General features: G+C 38.2%; 17 protein-coding genes. 3 read left to right on the plus strand and 14 right to left on the minus strand.

Annotated features, from left to right (window positions below):
* A partial coding sequence (locus ABIQ28_RS11315) for an FAD-linked oxidase C-terminal domain-containing protein (RefSeq protein ID WP_348037352.1) occupies positions 1–2837 on the minus strand: 2837 nt, incomplete at its 3' end.
* Positions 2838–2981: 144 nt separating this feature from the next.
* Here ABIQ28_RS11315 and ABIQ28_RS11320 point away from each other — a divergent pair.
* Positions 2982–3476, plus strand: a complete 495-nt coding sequence (locus ABIQ28_RS11320; RefSeq protein WP_348037354.1) for a hypothetical protein — start codon at positions 2982–2984, stop codon at positions 3474–3476.
* Positions 3477–3608: 132 nt separating this feature from the next.
* On the opposite strand, the gene bshA is transcribed toward ABIQ28_RS11320, so the two are convergent.
* From bshA to ABIQ28_RS11360, 8 genes are all read right to left on the minus strand, one after another.
* Positions 3609–4748, minus strand: a complete 1140-nt coding sequence (gene bshA / locus ABIQ28_RS11325; RefSeq protein WP_348037356.1) for an N-acetyl-alpha-D-glucosaminyl L-malate synthase BshA — start codon at positions 4746–4748, stop codon at positions 3609–3611.
* Positions 4749–4886: 138 nt separating this feature from the next.
* Positions 4887–7793: a glycoside hydrolase family 3 N-terminal domain-containing protein gene (locus tag ABIQ28_RS11330; RefSeq protein WP_348037358.1), complete on the minus strand. Its 2907-nt coding sequence runs from the start codon at positions 7791–7793 to the stop codon at positions 4887–4889.
* Positions 7794–7932: 139 nt separating this feature from the next.
* Positions 7933–8418: an ABC transporter ATPase gene (locus ABIQ28_RS11335; RefSeq protein WP_348037360.1), complete on the minus strand. Its 486-nt coding sequence runs from the start codon at positions 8416–8418 to the stop codon at positions 7933–7935.
* Positions 8419–8427: 9 nt separating this feature from the next.
* The gene (gene serB / locus ABIQ28_RS11340; RefSeq protein ID WP_348037362.1) at positions 8428–9651 is read right to left on the minus strand and encodes a phosphoserine phosphatase SerB; all 1224 of its coding nucleotides are present in this window, start codon (positions 9649–9651) and stop codon (positions 8428–8430) included.
* Positions 9651–10442 carry a (Fe-S)-binding protein gene (locus ABIQ28_RS11345; protein ID WP_348037364.1) on the minus strand — a complete coding sequence of 264 codons (792 nt, stop codon included), beginning with the start codon at positions 10440–10442 and terminating at the stop codon, positions 9651–9653. The genes serB and ABIQ28_RS11345 overlap by 1 nt, the downstream gene beginning before the upstream one ends.
* 113 nt (positions 10443–10555) lie before the next feature.
* Complete coding sequence (locus tag ABIQ28_RS11350) at positions 10556–11881, minus strand: 4Fe-4S dicluster domain-containing protein (RefSeq protein WP_348037366.1); 1326 nt, start codon at positions 11879–11881, stop codon at positions 10556–10558.
* A 20-nt stretch (positions 11882–11901) separates the two neighbouring features.
* A complete protein-coding gene (locus ABIQ28_RS11355; RefSeq protein ID WP_348037368.1) occupies positions 11902–12894 on the minus strand; it encodes an MlaD family protein in 993 nt (330 codons plus the stop codon).
* 55 nt (positions 12895–12949) lie between these two features.
* Positions 12950–14095 carry an N-acetylmuramoyl-L-alanine amidase gene (locus tag ABIQ28_RS11360; protein WP_348037370.1) on the minus strand — a complete coding sequence of 382 codons (1146 nt, stop codon included), beginning with the start codon at positions 14093–14095 and terminating at the stop codon, positions 12950–12952.
* Positions 14096–14183: 88 nt separating this feature from the next.
* Between ABIQ28_RS11360 and ABIQ28_RS11365 the strand changes: the two genes are divergently transcribed.
* Together ABIQ28_RS11365 and ABIQ28_RS11370 are read left to right on the plus strand one after the other, a co-directional pair.
* Positions 14184–16955: a putative LPS assembly protein LptD gene (locus tag ABIQ28_RS11365; protein ID WP_348037372.1), complete on the plus strand. Its 2772-nt coding sequence runs from the start codon at positions 14184–14186 to the stop codon at positions 16953–16955.
* Positions 16956–17069: 114 nt separating this feature from the next.
* On the plus strand, positions 17070–17450 hold the full coding sequence (locus ABIQ28_RS11370; protein WP_348037374.1) for a Rid family detoxifying hydrolase: 381 nt from the start codon (positions 17070–17072) through the stop codon (positions 17448–17450).
* Positions 17451–17509: 59 nt separating this feature from the next.
* Here ABIQ28_RS11370 and ABIQ28_RS11375 read toward each other — a convergent pair whose 3' ends face one another.
* The 5 genes from ABIQ28_RS11375 to ABIQ28_RS11395 form a co-directional block, all read right to left on the minus strand.
* Positions 17510–17845, minus strand: coding sequence for a n-acetylglutamate synthase (locus tag ABIQ28_RS11375; RefSeq protein ID WP_348037376.1), 336 nt, complete (start codon positions 17843–17845; stop codon positions 17510–17512).
* Positions 17846–17973: 128 nt separating this feature from the next.
* Positions 17974–18834 (minus strand): N-acetylglucosamine kinase, encoded by an 861-nt coding sequence (locus ABIQ28_RS11380; RefSeq protein ID WP_348037378.1) that lies wholly within the window; start codon positions 18832–18834, stop codon positions 17974–17976.
* A gap of 74 nt (positions 18835–18908) precedes the next feature.
* Positions 18909–19910: a type I glyceraldehyde-3-phosphate dehydrogenase gene (gene gap, locus ABIQ28_RS11385; RefSeq protein ID WP_348037380.1), complete on the minus strand. Its 1002-nt coding sequence runs from the start codon at positions 19908–19910 to the stop codon at positions 18909–18911.
* Positions 19911–20040: 130 nt separating this feature from the next.
* Positions 20041–21027 carry a 6-phosphofructokinase gene (gene pfkA / locus ABIQ28_RS11390; RefSeq protein ID WP_348037382.1) on the minus strand — a complete coding sequence of 329 codons (987 nt, stop codon included), beginning with the start codon at positions 21025–21027 and terminating at the stop codon, positions 20041–20043.
* A 141-nt stretch (positions 21028–21168) separates the two neighbouring features.
* The coding region (locus ABIQ28_RS11395; RefSeq protein WP_348037384.1) for a translocation/assembly module TamB domain-containing protein at positions 21169–21927 on the minus strand (759 nt) is incomplete at its 5' end.

Here is a 21927-nt window from a genome sequence, read left to right on the forward strand (position 1 = left end):
GCAGAAATCACTGTGGATTCAGGAGCCCTTCTAACCGCAGGAAACAAGGTTTGTTCGCCTACTTGCATACTGACCTCATAATGCTCCTTTTCATATCCAAAACTTCCTGCCATTCCACAACAGCCACTCGGGATGATGGTTACTTTGAAATTCTCAGGTAAATTCAGTACTTTGAAACTGGACAATTGGTTGCGCAAGGCTTTTTGATGACAGTGCCCGTGAAACTTTATGGTTTTCGATTCCTTGGTGAATTGTGAGGCCTTGATGTTTCCTAAATCAATTTCCTGTAGAATAAATTCTTCAATCAAAAAAGTGTGTTTGGCGATGTTTTGCGCAGCACTCTTGTTGTCCGCTAGTTTTGGATATTCATCTGTAAAACTTAAGATGGCAGAGGGCTCAATGCCAATCAATGGTGTTTCTGATGAAATAAGATCTTTAAAAATCTCGACATTTTCATTGGCTACTTTTTTGGCCTGCTCAAGAAGTCCTTTGGATAAAAATGCCCGCCCGGATTCTGAATGCGAAACAAAGTTTATTCTATAGTTTAAAGCTTTTAAAAGCGCAATGGCATCTTGCCCAATGGAGGTGTCTAAATGATTGGTAAATTCATCATTAAAGAAGTAAATGGTTTTAATATGATTTTCTTTAACTGATTCATTATTAAAGTCTTTAATATGTCTATCTAAACTTTTATTTGAAATTAGTGGCAAAGATCTTTTTTTGGCAATTTGGAAGCCACTTTTCAGGAGTGACGATGTGAATTTATTTTTAAAAAAGAAATTGGTCAGCTGAGGAAACTTGCTACCGAGTTCGTTCAAATCGTTATTATAAGCAAACAATTTTGTTCTTAAAGAGACGCCGTTGGCCTTTTGATACTGGTATTGAAACTCCGCTTTTAAACTCGCGACATCCACGCTACTCGGACATTCACTTGCGCAAGCTTTACAACTCAAACACAGGTCGAAAACGTCTTTCAATTCATGATGATCAAACTTATTTGCTTTTTCTGAATTGGTCAAAAACTCACGCAAGGCATTTGCTCTGGCACGTGTGGTGTCTTTTTCATTTCGTGTAGCTCTGTAACTCGGACACATCGTACCGCCAAATTCCGGCAGTTTCCGACAATCTCCTGAGCCATTGCATTTTTCAGTTTCCCTTAAAATACCCAAGGACGCTGAGAAATCTAACAAGGTTTCAATTTCAGGTTCGGCTCTGTCCGGTTGATAGCGCAGATTTTCATCCATAGGATAAGCTTCCACGATTTTGCCAGGGTTGAAAATGTCATGGGGATCAAAGGCTTTTTTTACCCGCTTCAACAATTGATAGTTTTCTTCACCAATCATCAAGGGAATAAATTCGCCTCTTACAATGCCGTCGCCATGTTCGCCACTCAGGGAGCCTCGATATTTTTTGACCAAATGCGCCACATCCGTAGTTATTTGTCTAAAAAGCGCGACGTCTTCACTTTTTTTAAGGTTAAGAATAGGTCTTAAGTGTAATTCTCCCGCACCAGCATGCGCATAATAAATAGCTTCTTGATTATGGCCCTGCATCAACTGCGTAAACTCGGAGATATAATTTGCCAAATCAGGCAAGGCCACAGCCGTGTCTTCAATGCAGGCAGCCGATTTTTTATCCCCGATCATATTTCCTAAAAGTCCTAATCCTGCCTTTCTCAGTTCGACCGCTTTTTCAATCTCTGCTCCAATAAGCACAGGATAAGCATAACTTAAACCAGAATCCTGAATGGCTTTTAAAAGTTTTTCGGTTTGCTCCTGAACTTCCTCAAAGGTCTCTGCCCTGACCTCACACATCAAAATGGCTTTGGGGTCATCAATAATAAAGGTTCTGTTTTCAGCCTGGGTTTTATTTTGTTTGGTACAATCTAAAATGGTTTTATCCATCATTTCACAGGTATAAAGATTGTGCTCCATGGTCATTGCGACACTTTGCAAACATTTTTCTATACTTTCAAAATGGGCGGCTACCATCATACTTTCACTTGGCGGCAAAACGTCTAACTGCAATGTTATTTCAGTCGTAAAAGCCAAAGTGCCTTCGCTTCCCGATAATAGTTTGCACATATTGAACGGCTCAGAAGTTTCACTGAACACGTCACTCTTTAAGAGTTCATCAACGGCATAACCCGTATTTCTTCTATGGATTTCAGGTTTGGGAAAATTATCATGGATTCGCTTTTGAACCTCTTCCTGTTTAAGTTCTTCATATAGGGTTTTATAGATGTGTCCTTCTAAAGAGTCTTCTTTTGTTTTACGAAGAAAGGCTTCAGGTGTCAGGTTTTTAAAAGTGACCTCACTCCCATCACTTAACAAAGTTTTCATTTCCAAAACTTTATCTCGAGTCACTCCATATTGAATGGACGTCGTGCCCGACGAATTATTCCCTACCATGCCACCAATCATACAGCGGTTTGAAGTAGAGGTGTTCGGGCCAAAAAAGAGTCCGAAGGGTTTTAGGTAGTTGTTGAGTTCATCACGAACCACACCTGGCTGAACGGTGACGGTTTTTGCGTTTTCATCGATATGAAGGATGTTTGTGAAATATTTAGAAACATCCACAACAATACCTTCACCCACACATTGGCCAGCTAATGACGTCCCCGCAGTACGCGGAATGAGCGATGTTTTATTGGTTTGCGCAAAAGCGATGAGCAATTTTAAATCTGCAATGGTATTTGGATAAGCAACAGCAAAGGGCAGTTTTCTATAAACCGATGCGTCAGTCGCATAGAGTGCTTTCATCAAATCATCGGTATAAAATTCCCCAGTCAACTGGCCTTTAAGACGTTGTACTTCTTTACTTAATTCGTGGATCATTTTTTTTATATGGACTTTTTAAACTCATTCAATTTGGAGCTAAAATTAGGGGTATTTTGCTAATTTTAACATAAAGTTATCGAGTTATTTGCTTACCGTTAGAAATACAAGCTGTATGTTTGTTAAAATTTTAAAACTCAAATTATGAAAAGAATATTTTTAATTGCAATTGCTTTTGTGGGAAGTACTATGTTTATGAATGCACAAAACATCGCTAACAATGCCCTTGGTTTACGTATTGGTGACAATGATGGATTTGGAGCAGAAATTTCTTACCAATTAGGACTAAGTCAAGCCAATCGTTTAGAACTGGATTTAGGGCTTCGCAGTGGTAGTGACTACAACGGTTTTAAACTTGCAGGTATTTACCAATGGGTTTGGAATATTGATGGTGGTTTCAACTGGTATGCAGGTCCTGGTGCTGGTATTGGAAGTTATAGTTCTAAATATAAAGATAATGATAAACGATATAGAACAAATCAAACATTTGCTTTTATAGCAGGTGATATCGGAATTGAATACATTTTTGATATTCCATTGATGCTATCCTTAGATTTCAGACCAGAACTTGCTTTTGGAAATAACTATAATGACGATTTGGATTTTGATATTGCTTTAGGTATCAGATACCGTTTCTAATTAAAATAATTCTTCCAAAAGGGAAGATCAAAAAAACCATCATTATTTAAAGTAATGATGGTTTTTTTATGCTTTAAACTTCCGTAGAAATGATCTGAATTTGTTTTTGACAGACTACTTGAAAGTACACTATTATTTTAAGAATTCACAGTTTTTTAAAGTTCGCGCATAGATGGCTTCGTACTGAGGCACTACATTTTCGATTGCAAATTTTGCCGATTCTTTGGTCGCATTCAATTTAAAGGTATTGAGCCTTTGTTCATCGCTCAGAATATAGATGGCGTTTTTTGACATGTCTTCAACATCATGAACATCACTTAAAAATCCTGAAACACCTTCGACATTCACTTCAGGGATGCCGCCTGTATTACTTGAAATCACAGGTACTCCAGATGCCATGGCTTCTAAGGCTGCTAAACCAAAACTCTCGGTTTCGGAAGGCAGTAAAAACAAATCACTGAAACAAAGAATTTTATCAATTTCATGACTGTTGCCAAAAAAGACGACTTTATTTAAAATACCGAGTTTTTTGCATAAACGTTCGGCATCCGCTTTTTCAGGGCCCTCGCCTACCATCATTAATTTGGCTGGAATTTCCTTTTGGATATTATAAAATATCTTGATCACATCAGGGATCTGTTTTACTTTTCGGAAGTTGCTGATGTGCGTGATGATTTTTTCATTTTCATCGGCCATGATCCAGCGTTGACAGTCGTCGAATTGAGTTTTATGTCGGCTAAAGTCAATAAAATTAGGGACCACATCTATTTCCCTTTTAATATCAAATAAGCGAATGGTATCGTCTTTCAGGCTTTGGGAGACTGTGGTTACAGCATCCGACTTGTTGATGCTAAAGGTAACCGCCGTTTTGTAGAAGGGATGGCTTCCCACCAAGGTAATATCGGTACCGTGAAGGGTGGTTACGATCGGAACATAAATACCTTCTTCCTGTAGCATTTCTCTCGCCATATAGGCGGCATAGGCATGCGGGATGGCGTAATGCACGTGCAAAAGTTCGATGCCGTGCATCTTTACCATATCTACCAATTTACTGGATAAAGCCAACTCATAAGGTTGATATAAAAACAGCGGATATTCTGGTACGGTCACTTCATGATAATGTACATTACTACCAAGTAAATCCAATCGCACAGGTTGGCTATAGGTTATAAAGTGTATTTCATGGCCCCGTTTAGATAGCGCCAAACCCAACTCGGTTGCCACTACACCACTACCACCAAAAGTTGGGTAACATACGATTCCTATTTTCATCTTTTATTTTTTTAAGTGACTTAAGTTGCAAGTATTTAAAGTATCTAAAGTTATGTTTACTTGAGTCATAAGTCTATTTAAATTTCAATAGCCCAACTTTAAGTAATCAAGGCACTTGCTCATAACTTATAACACTTTTCACATAATGATCGCCTCATAAATCAAGCGTTGAATTTCTGTTCTAATGCCTTCTCTCTGTAAAATATTCTTACCCTCATTAGGATAGGTTCGGTTGGATAAAAAGACATATACTATTTCCTCTTCAGGATCTGCCCAAGCATAGGTTCCTGTAAAACCTGAATGACCAAAACTTGCTAATGATACTTGTCCTTTCCTTGCCGATTGTGGTTTGTCAAAGCCAATGCCCCTTCTTACCCCGCTTCCACAATAATGGCAGTGATTAAATTTTTCAACAGTTTCGGTTTTTAAATAACGTTTGCCCCCGTAATATCCTTTTTGAAGATACATTTGCATGATTTTCGCAACATCGTTGGAAGTACTGAAAATACCTGCATGGCCTCCTACTCCGTTTTGCATGGCTGCTCCCATATCATGAACATAACCTTGAATGGTTTGATGGCGGTAATAATTGTCTATTTCGGTGGGCACCAGTTGTGTGTCACTAAAAATGGCAGCGGGATTATAAGTGGTATGATTGGCTCCTAAAGGCTGAAACAAACGTTCCTGAACCAATTCATCCAAGCCTTTATCGTAATGTTTTTCAATGAATTTTTTAAGGATGAAATATGGGAAGTCACTATACTTATATTGCAAACTTGGAAGTAAGTCGGTATCTCTGATAATCTTTTGAATGGTATCAGGATAGTCCGTTCTTAAATACACTTCGTCGGCTACTTTAATACTGAATTCCGGGCTCGAAACGCGTCTGTAGTACTTTGGATCTGGTTTTTTGGATGCATCTAAAGTGGCGGTATAAAATGGAATCCATGGCTTTAACCGGGCATAATGCGAGAGCATTTGCTTTAAGGTGATATTCTTTTTATTGGAATCTTTATACTCTGGCAAAATTTGAGATAGTTTTGTGTCTGTGGAAACAATCCCTTGCTCCTCCAACTCCATCAATAGCGGCAATGTGGCCAATATTTTTGTAAGAGAAGCCACGTCATACATATCGTCTAAATCAACGTTCTCATTGCCTTCATAAGTATGTTTACCAAAAGCTTTGTTATAGATGACTTTTCCTTTACGAGCAACCAAAATCTGAAGTCCTGGCGCTGCCTTACGATCAATGGTGATTTTCGCCATGGAATCGAGTTTTTTCAATTTTTCTGAACTCATTCCCACCGATTCAGGAAGACCATAGCTCAACGATTGGATGCCGTTATATATAAAGCCGTCGCCAACCTTAAAGTGCTCTCCTGCCGAAACTGGCAAAGTCCCTTTTGCAGGAATTGCTCCAAAAATAAGTTGAGCAGATTTACGCATCGAAATCTCACTATTTTGATAACTGACGACAATACCTTTAATGTTTTCAATAGAATTTAAATCGATAAGTGCATAAGGACGTGCAAAAACATCCAGGATAACTGTATTGGTTCGTGCTATTTCATACAGCCAAGTCATTTCTTTATCTGAAAATTGATAAGGTCGCCACGGATTGGCGTTCGATTTGTGAAATCCTACAATAACCGTATTGTAATTATGAAGCTTGGTAATGAGCTCATCCAATTTGGTGGCTTTGATTTCATGTACTTTGGCATATTTTCTCAGTTCTTCCAGATATGCCTTGTTATCAATAGGATCACCCATTTCTACATAAGCTATCTTTTTAGTGTCCAAATGTCTTAACGGCAATATTTCTTTTTGATTTCGAACCACTGTAATGGCATTTTCCATTAATTTCTCATAGAGCAAGTCATCTTTCAATCGGTTGAGATCCTGTACCAAGTTTTTGGTAGCGATCGGACGGTACTTATTGAGACCAACTTTGTATTTGGCCATCAAAATCTTTTTTACAGAATGCGCCAATCGTTCTTCAGTAATTTGATTGGCTTCATAAGCCGCAACAATTTTATCGATCGCAACAGGCACATTTTCAGAAATCAAAAGCACATCGTTTCCAGCCAAAAATGCAGCAAGATCAATATCTCCAGGTTTGCTAAAGGTGGAAACGCCTTTCATTTCTAAGGCATCTGTAAAAATAAGGCCATCAAATTGCAAACGTTCTTTTAAAAGATCAGTGATAATATATTTCGACAAGGATGAGGGCGTGCCCACTTTCGGCTCCAAACTCGGCACATTCAAATGCGCCACCATAACACTGGAAAGACCTTCGTTTATTAACTTTCTATAAGGATAAAGTTCAATGGAGTCAATACGTTGGGCATTGAAGTTTATCGTTGGCAAGGTTTTATGACTATCGGTATCGGTATCGCCATGGCCAGGAAAATGTTTGGCATTGGCTAAAACACCGGCATCCTGAATACCCTTCATGAAAGCCAAACTTTTAGCAGTGACATTATCCCGATCCTCACCGAAGGAACGGTTGCCAATGATTGGGTTTTTTGGATTGGTATTGATATCCACATCGGGAGCGAAATTAAAATGAACGCCAATACGCTTGCAATGTTCACCAAGCTGCCGCCCCATTTGCTCCACAAGTTTATTGTCAGTAATAGCGCCAAGTGTCATATTATATGGAAAAGCATAAGTGGAATCCAAACGCATGCTCAAACCCCATTCGGCATCCATACCTACAAGCAATGGAACTTTAGAGAGGGCTTGGTAGCGGTTATTGAGTTTGGCTTGTTTAACCGGACCTCCAGTAGAATAAATAATACCTCCAATTTCATGGTTACCTATTAATCGAGCAACTTCAGCTTCATTGGCTTTATTGTTGTTGGATACCGCTCGAACCATGAATAGTTGGCCAACACGTTGGCGTATATCCATATTATTGTAAATACTATCGACCCATTTTTGTTGGGATAGAACGTCTTTTGTCGATAAAGGATTGACAGACTTTTGTGCCGAAATGTGAAATGAAATTAAGCCAAATACAAGGAGGGGAAATAAAAAACGCATATAAATTGGGGTCTTTTTGAAAGTCTAAATACTGGTTAAGAATAGATTTGCAAAATACCACTTTTAGCTTAAAGCTAACAATACTTTATGATAGTTTTATTAGAAGATAATCAACAACAAAAAATATGTGATTAAAGGCTTAACTCATAAACCTACTGTGCCAACTTTCACTAGCGGGAACTTCCCAGTTTTCATTGAATTCCATGATTGTATTGACCAAATTATTGAAGACAATGGTGTTTTTTGAAACCGCTTTTTCTTTCGCCATTTTCTTAAAATCCACTAAAGTTTTGTAGGCAATGAAATCGCCTTGTTTGTAAGACACATTCATTTTGTCCAACAAATCGACGTTGTATTCTTTTTCCAAATGCTGAATAAATTGGACGGAAGCATCAATACTACAGCCTGTAGCCATGGTTAAACTTTGATTTATGGCAATTATTATAAATCGTTTGTATTTAATAAGGTAGCCTGATTGTAAGTCGCTGCCATGAGCTGTCCAATTGGATATAAACGTCTGTAATTTAGATTCTATTTGTTCAATCTCTTCATCTGAAAATGAACGACTGGCTTGGTAAATCCAAACTCTTGACTCTTCCGGTAAGGTATTAAAATCGACTAGCATTTTATTCTGTTATTTAATTAAATCGATATGTCTATCGTGATATCCTAATAGATACAAAACACCATCCAGTCCGATACTGGAAATGGCACTTTGCGCATTATTTTTTACGGTGGGTTTTGCATGAAAGGCAATTCCTAATCCAGCGAGATTAAGCATTGGCAAGTCGTTTGCGCCATCACCAACGGCTATGGTTTGATTAATATCAATACCTTCTTTATTTGCAAGTTCTTGAAGGTATTCTGCTTTTTTATTGCCATCAACAATCTCTCCAAGATAGTTCCCTGTGAGCTTGCCGTCTTTAATTTCTAATTGGTTGGCATACACATAATCAATCCCTAATTCCTTTTGCAGATAGTTTCCGAAATAGGTAAATCCACCAGATAATATAGCCGTTTTAAAACCATATTTTTTGAGGGTATCAATCAATCTTCTTGCACCTTTGGTTATTGGTAAATTGATCGCGACATCCTCTAATACATCTTCGCTTAAACCTTTTAACAATTTCATGCGACGAATAAAGCTTTCACTAAAGTCAATTTCGCCATTCATCGCCGCTTCTGTAATGGCTTTGACTTCATCGCCAACACCAGCCAATTCCGCTAGTCTATCGATGACTTCCGCCTGAATTAAGGTGGAATCCATATCAAAACATACCAAACGTCGGTTACGCCTGTAAATATTATCTTCCTGAAAAGCGATGTCCACGCCCAAATCATGAGAGATTTGCATAAACCTCGCGGTCAGTTCAGACTTTTTATCAATTCTACCTCTAATGGAGAGTTCAATCGATGCTCTTGGATAATCTTCTTCTGTAGTGAGCGACAAACGACCAGTAAGCCGTTTAATGGCGTCAATATTTAAGTTTTTATCTGAAATAACTTGAGTGACCTTTGAAATCTGCTCTGCGGTTAATTTTTCTCCCAAAATGGTAACGATATAACGATCCTTACCTTGGTTGCCAACCCATTTTTCGTAATCATTAGATGCAATTGGTTTGAATTTCGCTTTGACACCAAGCTCATAAGCTTTAAATAATAAATCCTTTAAAACTGCAGCCGATTTGTCTCCGGATTCAATTTGGAATAAAAAACCTAAAGATAAGGTGTCGTGGATGTTGGCTTGGCCGATATCTAATATTTTGGCTTCATAATGTGCCAAAACATTGGTTAAACTAGAGGTTAAACCTGGTTTATCCTGTCCAGAAATGTTTAATAGAAATATCTCGTGGGCCATTACAAATCCTGAGCGTTTGCAATTAATTCTGCAATATCCATCACTGCCATTTCAGACTCTTTATCTTTTGATTTCACACCATCAGTCATCATCGTATTACAAAATGGGCAACCTGCAGCTATGATATCCGCCTTAACGTCAATAGCTTGTTCGGTTCGCGCAATGTTAATCTCTTTATCTCCTTTTTCTGCTTCTTTAAACATTTGAGCTCCCCCAGCACCACAACAAAGTCCACGAGATTTACAACTTTTCATTTCAACTAATTCGGCATCCAATTTTCTGATCAATTCTCTTGGCGCTTCATAAATACCGTTACCACGTCCCAAATAACAAGGATCATGGAACGTAATGCGTTTGCCTTTAAATTGTCCACCTTCAATGGTTAATCGCCCTTCATCCAAAAGTGATTTAAGAAATTGCGTATGATGCATGATTTCGTAATTGCCACCAAGTCCTGGATATTCATTTTTTATGGTATTGAAACAATGCGGACAAGCCGTAACAATTTTCTTGATTCCATAACCATTGAGTACTTCAATATTGGTGACGGCTTGCATCTGAAAAAGAAATTCGTTCCCAGCGCGTTTTGCAGGATCTCCTGTACAGCTTTCTTCGGTTCCTAAAACAGCAAAATCAACATTAGATTTATGTAGCAATTTGACAAAAGCTTTGGTCACCTTTTTTGCTCGATCATCAAAACTTCCCATGCAACCAACCCAAAAGAGTACTTCGGGTTGCTTTCCTTCCGCCATATATTCTGCCATTGTTGGCACTTTCAATGTATTGCTCATTTTTAATAGTTTGTTAGTTTTGGAATTGATGAGTTGATTTAGTTTTGAGTTGATGAGTTTATATATTTAGGAGTTTAGGGTCTAAACTTTTAACTTCTAACTTTCAACCTTTTCTAGGCTTCATCTTTCCAGTTTAATCTGTCCATTTGGTTATATGGCCACGGCGCTCCGTTGTTTTCAATATTAGCCATCATATTATTCAGCTCCATCGGTGCTGCGGATTGTTCCATGACCAAATAACGGCGCATTTCCATAATAATGGACATGGGGTCAATGCTTACAGGGCACGCTTCAACGCACGCATTGCACGTGGTACACGCCCAAAGTTCTTCTCTTGTTATATAATTGTCCAGCAATTGCTTGCCATCTTCTTTAAAAGTGCCATTATTGGCATCGATGTTTTTGCCGACTTCTTCCAAACGGTCTCTGGTATCCATCATAATTTTACGAGGTGAGAGTTTTTTGCCCGTTTGGTTGGCAGGACATTCACTGGTACAACGGCCACATTCTGTACAGGTATAGGCATTGAGTAATTGCACCCAACTCAAATCCTGAACATCACTTGCGCCAAATTTAGCTGGAGCTTCTGCGCTTTCTGGTTGTGCTGCAAAATGATCGACCGTTGGATCCATCATCATTTTGACCTCATTGGTCACGGACTCCAAATTATCAAATCCTCCTTTAGGTTTCACTTTGCCGTAATAGGTGTTTGGAAAGGCTAAAAGAATATGTAAGTGCTTAGAGAAATAAAGGTAATTCAAGAATCCTAAGATGCCTATAATGTGCAGCCACCAAGCGCCGCGCTCGATCATATGAATCGTGCCGTCTGGAAGTCCGCTAAAGAATGGTGCTAGAAACTGACTGATGATATTCCCGCTTTCCATGGCTTGAAATCTTAAATCGGTGGCATTCATTAACAGGAAAAGTCCCATCAGAATCATTTCAATATAAAGAATGTAATTGGCGTCACTTTTAGGCCAGCTGGTCATTTCGGCCATCCAAAAACGTCTCACTTTAATAATGTTTCTTCGGATCCAAAAGATAATAACGGATACAAAAACAAGAACCGCGAGGATTTCAAAACTTCCAATTAAAAAACCGTAGACTGACGTCGGTAAAATAGATGCAAACAGTCGGTGGTTTTCATAAATCACCCCTGAAAAAAGTCCGTCAAGAATAATCTCTAGAACTTCAAGATTAATAATGATAAACCCTAAATAAACAATGATATGTAAAAAGCCAGCCACTGGTCTTTTGACCATTTTACTTTGCCCAAGCGCAATCATTGCCATGTTTTTCCAGCGTTGAGACGTGTTGTCACTTGTATCAACATCCTGGCCCAATTTGATATTGCGGATTAGTTTTTTTACATTTTTTGCAAAGTAACCAATGCCAAGAACGAGGACAATGGCAAACAGTATATTTGGAATGTAATTCATTATGAGCTGGTTAATTAGGCTTAGTTGTTTTGTAGTTCTATCTGTATTTCTTCTGGTTGTGTTTTTTCATCTTCAATGATGTTGCCCTCAGCATCAAAACTTTTCGGTTTTTTTCCAAAAACAGAAAAATGGACATAGCGTTTCGGATTTAATTTGAAATCTTGCAAGAGTTGCTCCATTTGCAAAGAAGCGCCCTCTAAATTGGTATATAATTTATCATCATTAAGTAATTTTCCAAGGGAACCTTTTCCATCCTTAACATCGGCCAACATCCCATTAACCTCTTGAAGGGTCTGGTCGAGATTTGCAAAAGTTTTTGAAATTTCAACTTTCTTGACTTCCGTAGTTATTTCTGCCAGGTTGCTAGATAAAGCCTCAAAATTACCAAGTGCAGAAGTTAGTGTAGCATCATTTTTAACCACTAATTTATTCATGGCATTTGCCATTTCTCTAAAAGAAATGATGGTTTTGTTGAGTTCTGCAATAGCCGCTTTTATGCCATCGTCATTATCATTGATAATTAAGCGGTTAAAATTGTTCATTAAAGAATCGGCAGCTTTTAAGGTCACGCCCAAATTGCTGCTGATGCCCGAGAAGTTTTTTGTGAGACTTGTAACGAGACCTTCTTCAACTTCAGATTGTAAAAAATCACCGTTTTTCGCCAATTCAGGACCAGGCATAGGTATAATGGCCAAAGCATTCCCGCCCATTAATCCGGTTTCATACATTCGGATTTTGCTGTTTGTGGAAAAGTTAACATCACCAGTAATGATAATAGTGACTATGGTTTTACCAGTTTTATCGTCGTAAGTAATGGCCTCAACCTTCCCGATTGTATTTCCTTTTATGGTTACTATGGACGAGGTGTTTAGGGCATTATAATCAAATTCCGTTTGGTATCGGTTGTGTTTCTGTAATATGTTGAGACCTTTCAAATAATTAAAGGTAAATACCATCAGGAGTACTCCTGATATGACTAGTATTGCGGTCTTAACTTCTCTTGATATTTTCAATGTGTTTCAGATTTAGTTGCTTACAAAATTAGGTATAAAAATATTAAGAATCTTTTTAATTAGAGGCAGAATTTATGACTTGGGACACGTTGACACGTTTTCCGTTTTGATAAGCCACAATAAAGGAGTCGGGATAACCTTTTGCCTTTGCGACAGCTGCCATTTTTTTAATTTCGTTGTAATCGGAAGTATTGCCGTAAAAATATTTAAACAACCGGTCTTCCTTTTCTATGGAAATTTCTTTTAACCCTTTGAAGTTATGCGGTTTAGGTTCAAGCTTATTCAAGCCTGCCGCTAGCTGAATTTTGAAAACCGTATTGGGATAAACGACTTTTGAAGCACTATGGGACTTGATTTCTTCATCTACAGCCTCTTTGACGACTTCCTTATTGGCGATATTTTTATAAAGATTTTGTCCTACATTTCTATCTAAAATCATTTTGTAGTCCATAACGCCTTTATATATGGATAGGGACATTTCGTTTTGACCTTTTTCAGAATTGAGATATGCGCCTTCAGGTTTGTAGGTCAAGAAGCCCGTTTCCACCAAAACACTTGGCATATAGGTATTGTGCAAGACCCAAAAGCCAGCTTGTTTGACTCCTCTATCAATGCGCTTAAGTGTTTTTGTGAAATTATCTTGGACCAAGCGCGCCAACTGTGTGCTTTGATCCAAATATTCTTCTTGCATTAAAGTAAGCCCAATGAAGGATTCGGGAGCGTTGGGATCAAATCCATCATAATGCGATTTATAGTCTTCCTCCAAGAAAATAACCTCATTCTCCTTCTTTGCGATTTCGAAGTTTCGTTGATTTTCGTGCAATCCCAAAACAAAAGTTTCCGTGCCATGAGCTCCTGTATGGTGTGAGTTGCAATGTATGGATACGAACAAATCAGCATCAGCATTATTAGCTACTTTTGCACGATCTCTTAAAGGGACAAAAACATCGGTTTTCCGGGTGTAAATAACCTTGATATTAGGATGTTTCTCCAAAGCCTTACCCACGCTCAAAACGATGTTGAGGGCAATTTCCTTCTCCTTATAACCATTTCCGACGTTTCCAGGATCGTGTCCACCATGACCAGCATCTAAAACCACCACAAATTTGTCCTTATTTTTTTGAAAGGCGTGGCTTGGGGTTGTAAAACTGGCGAATAATAATATATTTAATACAAAAGTGAAATGTAATAGCGTTCTCATAAAGGTCTTAACGAATAAAAAACTCGGATGATATTAATTTTTAAAATTTAAATGAATAGTAATCAATCACAAAAAAATATATGTAATTTTGACTTTTCAAAAACCGAGCCATACTTTTACAAAAATACACTTAAAAGCATTGCGTACAAAAAGCTTTCATATACTTTTTCTTCTGAGTTTTACAGTGTTTATTAACACTTTGGGGTTCGCCCAAGAAATTCCTAAAAAACAGACACCCATATTACCAGTCACACAGAATGATAGCATGATGGTGACCATTAAGGTCGATTCTTTACTTTTGCCAACTGTTAACCTCAAAGAAACCGATAGTATCAAACAAGATTCGCTTCCTAAAAATAAGGAGTTTTTGACGGACAAGGTGAATTATAAGGCGAAAGATTATGTGACGCTTAACCAACGCTTAAAACAAACGACCTTATATAATGAAGCGGAAGTGTATTATCAAGACATGGAGATTAAGGCGGGAATCATTGTCATTGATCACAATAAAAACTTGGTTTATGCAGGTCGTTTAAAGGATAGTGCCGGAGTCTATTCGCAGGCGCCAACCTTTAAACAAGGTGCCAATCTTGTCGAGCCTGATTCGATTATCTTCAATACAGACACAAAAAAAGCACTGATTTTCAATTCCAGAACAGAACAAAGTGGTGGTTATATCATTGCCGATGTGACTAAAAAGGAAAACGATTCGGTGTATTTTATCAATCGCGGGAAATTTACAACTTCCGAAGATCGCGATGATCCGGAGTTTTATTTTTTAATGCGAAAAGCGAAAATTGTTCCCAATAAAAAGGTGGTCACCGGATTGACCAATATGTACATTTATAATGTGCCGACCCCTATTGGGTTGCCATTTGCCTATTTTCCATTGACCAAGAAGCAAACTTCAGGGATCCTCTTCCCTACTTTCGGTCAGGATAGCCGACGTGGTTACAATCTTCAAAATGGCGGTTATTATTTTGCCATCAGCGATTATGCGGATTTGGCGGTGTATGGCGATTATTATACCAATGGAAGCTACGGCTTACGCACGGAATCCAATTATGCGTTGCGTTATAAGTTTAGAGGGAATTTTGGGGTAAGATATGAGAGTTTAATTAATAGTGAACGTGGGTTTCCGGATTATTCAAAATCGTCGATCTATAATATCCGATGGTCACATTCGCAAGATTCAAAAGCCAATCCGAGTTCGCGTTTTTCAGCTTCTGTCAACTTAGGAAGTAGTAAGTATTATCAGGAATCGGTTAATCAGTTGAATGCTTCCAACTTTTTGAACAACACCTTATCATCATCCGTATCCTATTCTAAATCGTTTATTGGCGAACCACAAGTTAATATGAGTGTTACCGCAACACACTCCCAAAACACCCGAACGCAGCAAATTGATATGACCTTACCTACCTTTCAGGGAAGTGTGAGCAGGATATATCCTTTTGCACCTTCAATCGGTACCAAAAAGGGACTTATTCATAATATCAACTTTCAATACAACGTCAATGCCCAAAACAGAATAAGAACTACAGATTCTTTATTCTTTAAACCACAAATGTTTGATGATGCCCGAGTGGGCGTACAACAGAGCATTCCGATCTCAACAAATTTTAAGGTATTTAAGCATTTTAGCGTGAGTGCGAATACGAATTTTCAGGAAAACTGGACGCTTAATACCATCCGAAAGTATTATGATCAAAATGAAAATCAAATCTTAAAACAAGATTTAACCGGTTTTGATAGTTATAGGACTTATAATTTCAGCACCAGTGTTGGAACCACGATTTACGGGATGTTCAATTTTGAAAAGCCAGGAAAAGACACGAAGATTAAGGCCATCAGACATATTATGAGGCCATCTATAAGTTATAATATCAATCCTGCATTTGATGAATATTATGACGCTTTTGATTATATCACCGCCAATGGCGATTTGACACGCGCAGAATACAGCCGTTTTGAAGAGTCACTTTATGGCGCACCAAATAAGAATTTCTCGAGCTCTTTGGGTTTATCTTTAGGTAACAACTTTGAAGCTAAAGTAAGAGATCGCGATTCCACCAAAACAGAGCCTAAAAAAATTATTTTACTTAATAATCTTAATTTTTCAACCTCCTATAATTTTGCTGGCGATTCCTTACAATGGAGTCCGGTAAGAGTTTCTGGTGGAACGCAATTTTTTGACAACAAAATGAGCATCAATTTTGGGATGACTTTAGATCCGTATGCTCTGGACAATAATAACAAACGTGTGGACCAATTCAATATCAGTAATGGCGGGAGTTTATTCCGATTGACATCAGCCAGCATGAATTTGAGTTACTCCTTAAGTAGCGACAGTTTTAAAGGTGGCAAAGAACCCGACCAAAGAGCTATTGATGAAAGCTTGAGAAGTGGTGGACGTGACGATGATTTGTTTGGCGTATCGCAGAATTTTGCCGATCAGCGTTTAGGGGATGAAGACCGAGAGAAGGATAAGGAAAAGGAAATGAATTCTGAATTTTTCAATTTCAATATTCCATGGAGTTTGCGTTTGGCATGGGCAGTAAATTACTCCAATACCATTAGACAGAATGAAATATCCTCCAACTCTTTGATGTTTTCGGGAGATGTGGATTTGTCGCCGCGTTGGACGGTTGGGGTATCCTCTGGTTATGATTTCGCGAATCAAGGATTTACGTACACCCAATTGCGATTTGAGCGTGATTTAATGAGCTGGCGTATGAATTTCAGTTGGATTCCATTCAGTGAACGTAGTTCATGGAACTTTTTTATTGGAATTAAATCAGGCTTGCTGAAAGATATCAAATACGACAAACGACGTGAACCGGATAAACGATTGAGATAAAATTTAAAAATTCTAAAATAAAAACTCCAAATTCCAAAATCGAAGAATTAACATAGAAAATTTCGTTTTTCCTTATCAGCTACATTATAAAAAATCAAACTAAAAAGACTCATTATGAAAACGATCATTAATACACCCAACGCTCCGGCACCAATTGGTCCTTATAATCAAGCTATCTTATCAGGCAATACTTTATATATGTCTGGACAAGTTGCCTTTGATCCAAAAACCAATGAGCTGGTTCTTGATTCCATTGAAGCTGAAACGGCGCAAGTGATGGAAAACTTAAAAGCAGTTTTAGCTGCCGCAGATATGACTTTTGAAAACGTCGTTAAAACCTCAATTTTCATTAGTGACATGAACAATTTCGGACAAATCAATGCCGTTTATGGTAAGTATTTTGATGCAGATACAGCACCGGCAAGAGAAACGGTTGAAGTAGCAAAATTACCTCGGTCTGTAAATGTAGAGATCAGCATGATTGCGATAAAATAATTCGGAATCTAAAAATACAAAGTCCCCTTTCTTTCAACAGCTTGGGGATTTTTCGTTTCTTATAGTTCTTCTAAAACAGAAGTTCCAGTGGATTGATCGCCGGAAGTCCATTTCCAAGTTTCATACAATCTTATTTTTCCATTTTCAAGACGTTCGGGTTTTGATGTACAAATTCCCGTCCTTAATTCTCCTTTCGTGTTCACCTGATGGTAGCGCATCTCAATAGTTCCCTCCTTGTCTACTATCCCAATTAAATGTCCTTTTACGATGTGGCCACCTTGATATTCAGAGGTCAAGATATTGCCGTTTTGTTGGTATTCAAAAATCGTTTCTTCTGAGATTTCTACGTTGGAAGAATTCTGGATGGGTCTGAATTTTTTGTTGTGATAAGTCATAATTTATAATAAGCTAGGTGACGATCGATCGATAAAGCACACAAGTTATGAAACCTTTAAACATAAAAAAAGCAGTGCATTTGTTTGAATAACATGCACTGCTCTTTATATTTTAATGTAAGGATGTCTTACAATTTTCTCGTATGATAGGCTACCAATCCTTCAATAGGACGTCGTACAAAGTTTCCTGCCGTGAAGCCCATTTCTTCTGCGATTTCAATAATTTGCTTTTTGGCAAAGAATGCAATGGATCCCGCAAAATGAACTGGAACTTTTTTTACTTCATCTTTGTACTGGAAAATCATGTTTTTAGCAAAAATGCGCATGCCTTCCTTAATCATCTCCTGAATATAGGTAGAATCGATATTCAAGAACATAAATTCCGCGAAATTCGCTAAATACGCATTCGGACTTGGTTGTTTATACAGATTGTATTTGATATAATCAGCATCCATATTATACTTATCTCCAAAGGAAACCTTGATAACTTCTGGCATGTGATTGAAATAATAATCCCGTACCAATTGTTTCCCAAAATAATTCCCCGAGGCATCGTCCATTAAGGTATATCCCAAAGATTGAATGCGTTGATCTATATGTTCGCCATCATAATAACTACAGTTGGAACCGGTGCCCAAGATACAAACGATCGCCTGTTCATCATCATGATTTAGGGTCGCTCTTACAGCGGCCATGGTATCTTCAGATACTTCAACCTTAGCATTAACGAAAACATCTTCCAGTACACGTTTTAAAAGGATTCTCGGATTTTCAGTGCCACAACCTGCACCATAAAAAAAGATGTGAGTAACGTCACGTTTGCTTTTCATCAACTCGTCACTCTTTCTGATGATCTTATAGAGTTTTTTCTCTTTTAGAATTTCAGGATTTAGACCGCCAGTCCTAATTTTTTCTTGAATCTGAACGCCTTTGTCATCTACTGAAATCCAATCGGCTTTTGTAGATCCACTATCAACTATTAAAATCATGTATGTATGGAATAAAAAAATCCGTATAAGTTCAATCTATAAAAAGGAAAACTTATACGGAATTTATGGGTTACTTATAAAGAATGAATGTGTTGTGCCAATTCAACTAATTTGGTAGAATACGCAAATTCGTTATCATACCAGCCCACAACTTTGAAGAATCTTGAGTTGAGTTCAATTGAAGCTTCGGCGTCAAAAACACAGGTATTTGTTTCTCCAACAAAATCTTGTGAAACGACCATGTCTTCAGTATAACCTACAATACCTTTCATTTCGCCTTCAGAAGCATCTTTAAATGCTTTTTTGATTTCTGCTAATGACGTATCTTTTTCAGTTCTAAAAGTTAAATCTACTACAGATACATCCGCAGTTGGAACTCTAAATGACATTCCTGTAAGTTTTCCGTTTAATTTAGGTATAACTTTTCCTACCGCTTTTGCAGCACCTGTTGAGGATGGGATAATGTTGGTCAAAACACTTCTACCACCTCTATAATCTTTTCTTGATGGTCCATCAACGGTTAATTGTGTCGCTGTTGCAGCATGAACCGTCGTCATCAACCCTTCTTCAAGTCCAAAATTATCATCAATAATTTTAGCCATTGGCGCTAAACAGTTCGTGGTACAAGATGCGTTAGATACGATGGTATCCGAAGCTTTTGCCGATTTATGGTTGACACCCATGACAAACATTGGGGCATCGGCACTTGGTGCTGAAATAACAACTTTTTTAGCGCCAGCTTCAATATGTTGATTGGCCATTTCTAAAGTTGTAAAAATTCCGGTACAATCTGCAACGACGTCTGCTCCTACTTCATCCCATTTAAGGTTACGTGGATCTCTTTCAGCCGTAATGCGGATTGTTTTTCCATTCACTACTAAATGGCCGTCTTTAACTTCAACAGTACCATTAAATCTTCCGTGAACGGAGTCATACTTCAATAAATAAGCTAAATGCTCAACTTCCAATAAATCGTTGATACCTACAATTTCTACATTTGGTTTATTTAATGTTGCTCTAAAAACGATTCTTCCTATACGGCCAAAACCGTTTATTCCTAATTTTAAATTTGACATGTTTTTATATTTTTTATTACAATTATTTATTTTCTATTACTTGACAATCTTCAAACTGCCGATACCGAATCGCACGACTTAATACTTCAAAAATCATCAATCTTCACTCAACAATCAACAATCACCAATCCTAAGTCGACATGATATCTGCAACGCGCAACAATTCCCTATCGATCTTTGATTTTCCTTTGACTGCTTGTTCTATCGGCGTTAACTCCATTTGTTCATTGAGAAGCCCGACCATATAATTGGTTTTTCCTTCTAATAAAGATTCTACAGCCTTCACACCCATTCTACTCGCTAACACACGATCAAAACACGATGGTGAACCACCTCGTTGCATATGGCCTAAAACAGAAACTCTAACGTCGTATTCATCTAAAGTAGATTCAACATAATCTTTCAGCTCAAAAACGTTTTTTCCGATTTTATCGCCTTCCGCAACGACTACGATGCTTGATGTTTTGCCTGAAGCCTTACTTTTATTTAAGGATTCCAACAAGCGCTCAAGACCCAAGTTTTCTTCCGGAATAAGGATTTCTTCAGCTCCTGCACCAACGCCGGCATTCAATGCAATATGACCTACGTCACGTCCCATAACCTCTACAAAAAAGAGTCGGTTATGTGAACTCGCCGTGTCTCGAATTTTATCGATACAATCCACCACGGTATTTAAGGCCGTGTCAAACCCAATGGTATGCGTGGTTCCGAAAATATCGTTATCGATAGTACACGGAATCCCAATAATTGGAAATTCGAATTCTTCGTTGAAAACCATGCCGCCATTAAACGTCCCATCGCCACCAATCACGACAAGGCCATCTATTTCGGCTTTCATCAGTTGGTCATAGGCAATTTTTCGGCCTTCGGGCGTTCTAAATTCTTTGGATCGTGCAGATTTAAGGACGGTTCCACCTTTATTGATAATACCTTTAACGCTACGGGCATCCATCGATTTAAAATCGCCTTCGATAATGCCTTCGTAACCACGATATATTCCCACACACTCGATGTTGTGATAGGCACAGGTTCTAACTACTGAACGAATGGCAGCGTTCATTCCAGGAGCATCGCCGCCAGAAGTCATTACCCCAATTTTTTTAATACTTTTTGACATTTAGTTGTTGTTAAAAAAGTAAAACTACTAAACAAATACTATAATAAAGGAAGGAATTATTATATTTTAAGGAGTGATAAGCAACTCAAACGATTTAGTTAATAACTTACTGGGAAATGTTTAAAAACTGAGGCGTTAATTCTATTTTTCGTCCTTTTCCTCACGCATTTTGATATGCGCTGGCAGTGGCGCTTCAGTATTGGACGCTCCTTTTTTCTTTTCTTCAGGAGTGCCATTGGCTTTATTCTTTCCTGAAAAAATAATTCTGAGCAACTCCCTGAAGGTATCAAATTCTACATTGTAGGTTAATCCAACGCCTTGCGTATAACCAATCTCTTCGCCAAAATTACGAATGTTATTTTCTCTATTAAAAAACTTGGCAGATAAGGTTCCGTCTTCATTCAAAAGCAATTCTATTTCAGCATCTCCAGCAAAAACGGTTTCATTCACGCCACCAATCGGCACCCCAACCTTACCATTAAACAACACGCGATCACTGATTTTAGTGCTTAAAGTCAAGCCTAATCGGTCGTCTGACCTATAATCGGGTGTTTGCTCCCCTGCTTGAAAGTTAATACCTAATTTAAGCTTATCATCCTCACTGGATAAGAGACCATTGAACAAGCTGTTCACACGATCGGCAATGGTACCGTAAGCCTGTTGCCCTAAGCTGATTTCACTAGCAAATGAACCTGTTGCCAAGAGGAACAAGGCCTGGTTTTCTCTGCTTTCTTTAGTTGCCAATCGGTATTCCAACTCTGAACGCACTGTGGAACTTGCATTCGGAAACGCTAAGACAAATTCGGGAGTTGGCTGTTCAAGTTGTCCGGTTAGATTAATTTCAACATTGACAGGAATACTTCGGTTGATGGGATTGTCCAATAAAACCGACGGATTGGC

It is taken from the genome of Gelidibacter sp., assembly GCF_039916245.1.
Lineage (GTDB): Bacteria > Bacteroidota > Bacteroidia > Flavobacteriales > Flavobacteriaceae > Gelidibacter.

Coding starts and splice junctions, on each gene's coding strand:
- serB (WP_348037362.1), bottom strand. CDS start 9,651: ATGGCCCACGAGATATTTCTATTAAACATTTCTGGACAGGATAAACCA.
- ABIQ28_RS11350 (WP_348037366.1), bottom strand. CDS start 11,881: ATGAATTACATTCCAAATATACTGTTTGCCATTGTCCTCGTTCTTGGC.
- ABIQ28_RS11380 (WP_348037378.1), bottom strand. CDS start 18,834: ATGATTTTAATAGTTGATAGTGGATCTACAAAAGCCGATTGGATTTCA.
- ABIQ28_RS11375 (WP_348037376.1), bottom strand. CDS start 17,845: ATGACTTATCACAACAAAAAATTCAGACCCATCCAGAATTCTTCCAAC.
- ABIQ28_RS11330 (WP_348037358.1), bottom strand. CDS start 7,793: ATGCGTTTTTTATTTCCCCTCCTTGTATTTGGCTTAATTTCATTTCAC.
- ABIQ28_RS11320 (WP_348037354.1), top strand. CDS start 2,982: ATGAAAAGAATATTTTTAATTGCAATTGCTTTTGTGGGAAGTACTATG.
- pfkA (WP_348037382.1), bottom strand. CDS start 21,027: ATGTCAAAAAGTATTAAAAAAATTGGGGTAATGACTTCTGGCGGCGAT.
- ABIQ28_RS11335 (WP_348037360.1), bottom strand. CDS start 8,418: ATGCTAGTCGATTTTAATACCTTACCGGAAGAGTCAAGAGTTTGGATT.
- ABIQ28_RS11360 (WP_348037370.1), bottom strand. CDS start 14,095: ATGAGAACGCTATTACATTTCACTTTTGTATTAAATATATTATTATTC.
- bshA (WP_348037356.1), bottom strand. CDS start 4,748: ATGAAAATAGGAATCGTATGTTACCCAACTTTTGGTGGTAGTGGTGTA.
- gap (WP_348037380.1), bottom strand. CDS start 19,910: ATGTCAAATTTAAAATTAGGAATAAACGGTTTTGGCCGTATAGGAAGA.
- ABIQ28_RS11345 (WP_348037364.1), bottom strand. CDS start 10,442: ATGAGCAATACATTGAAAGTGCCAACAATGGCAGAATATATGGCGGAA.
- ABIQ28_RS11370 (WP_348037374.1), top strand. CDS start 17,070: ATGAAAACGATCATTAATACACCCAACGCTCCGGCACCAATTGGTCCT.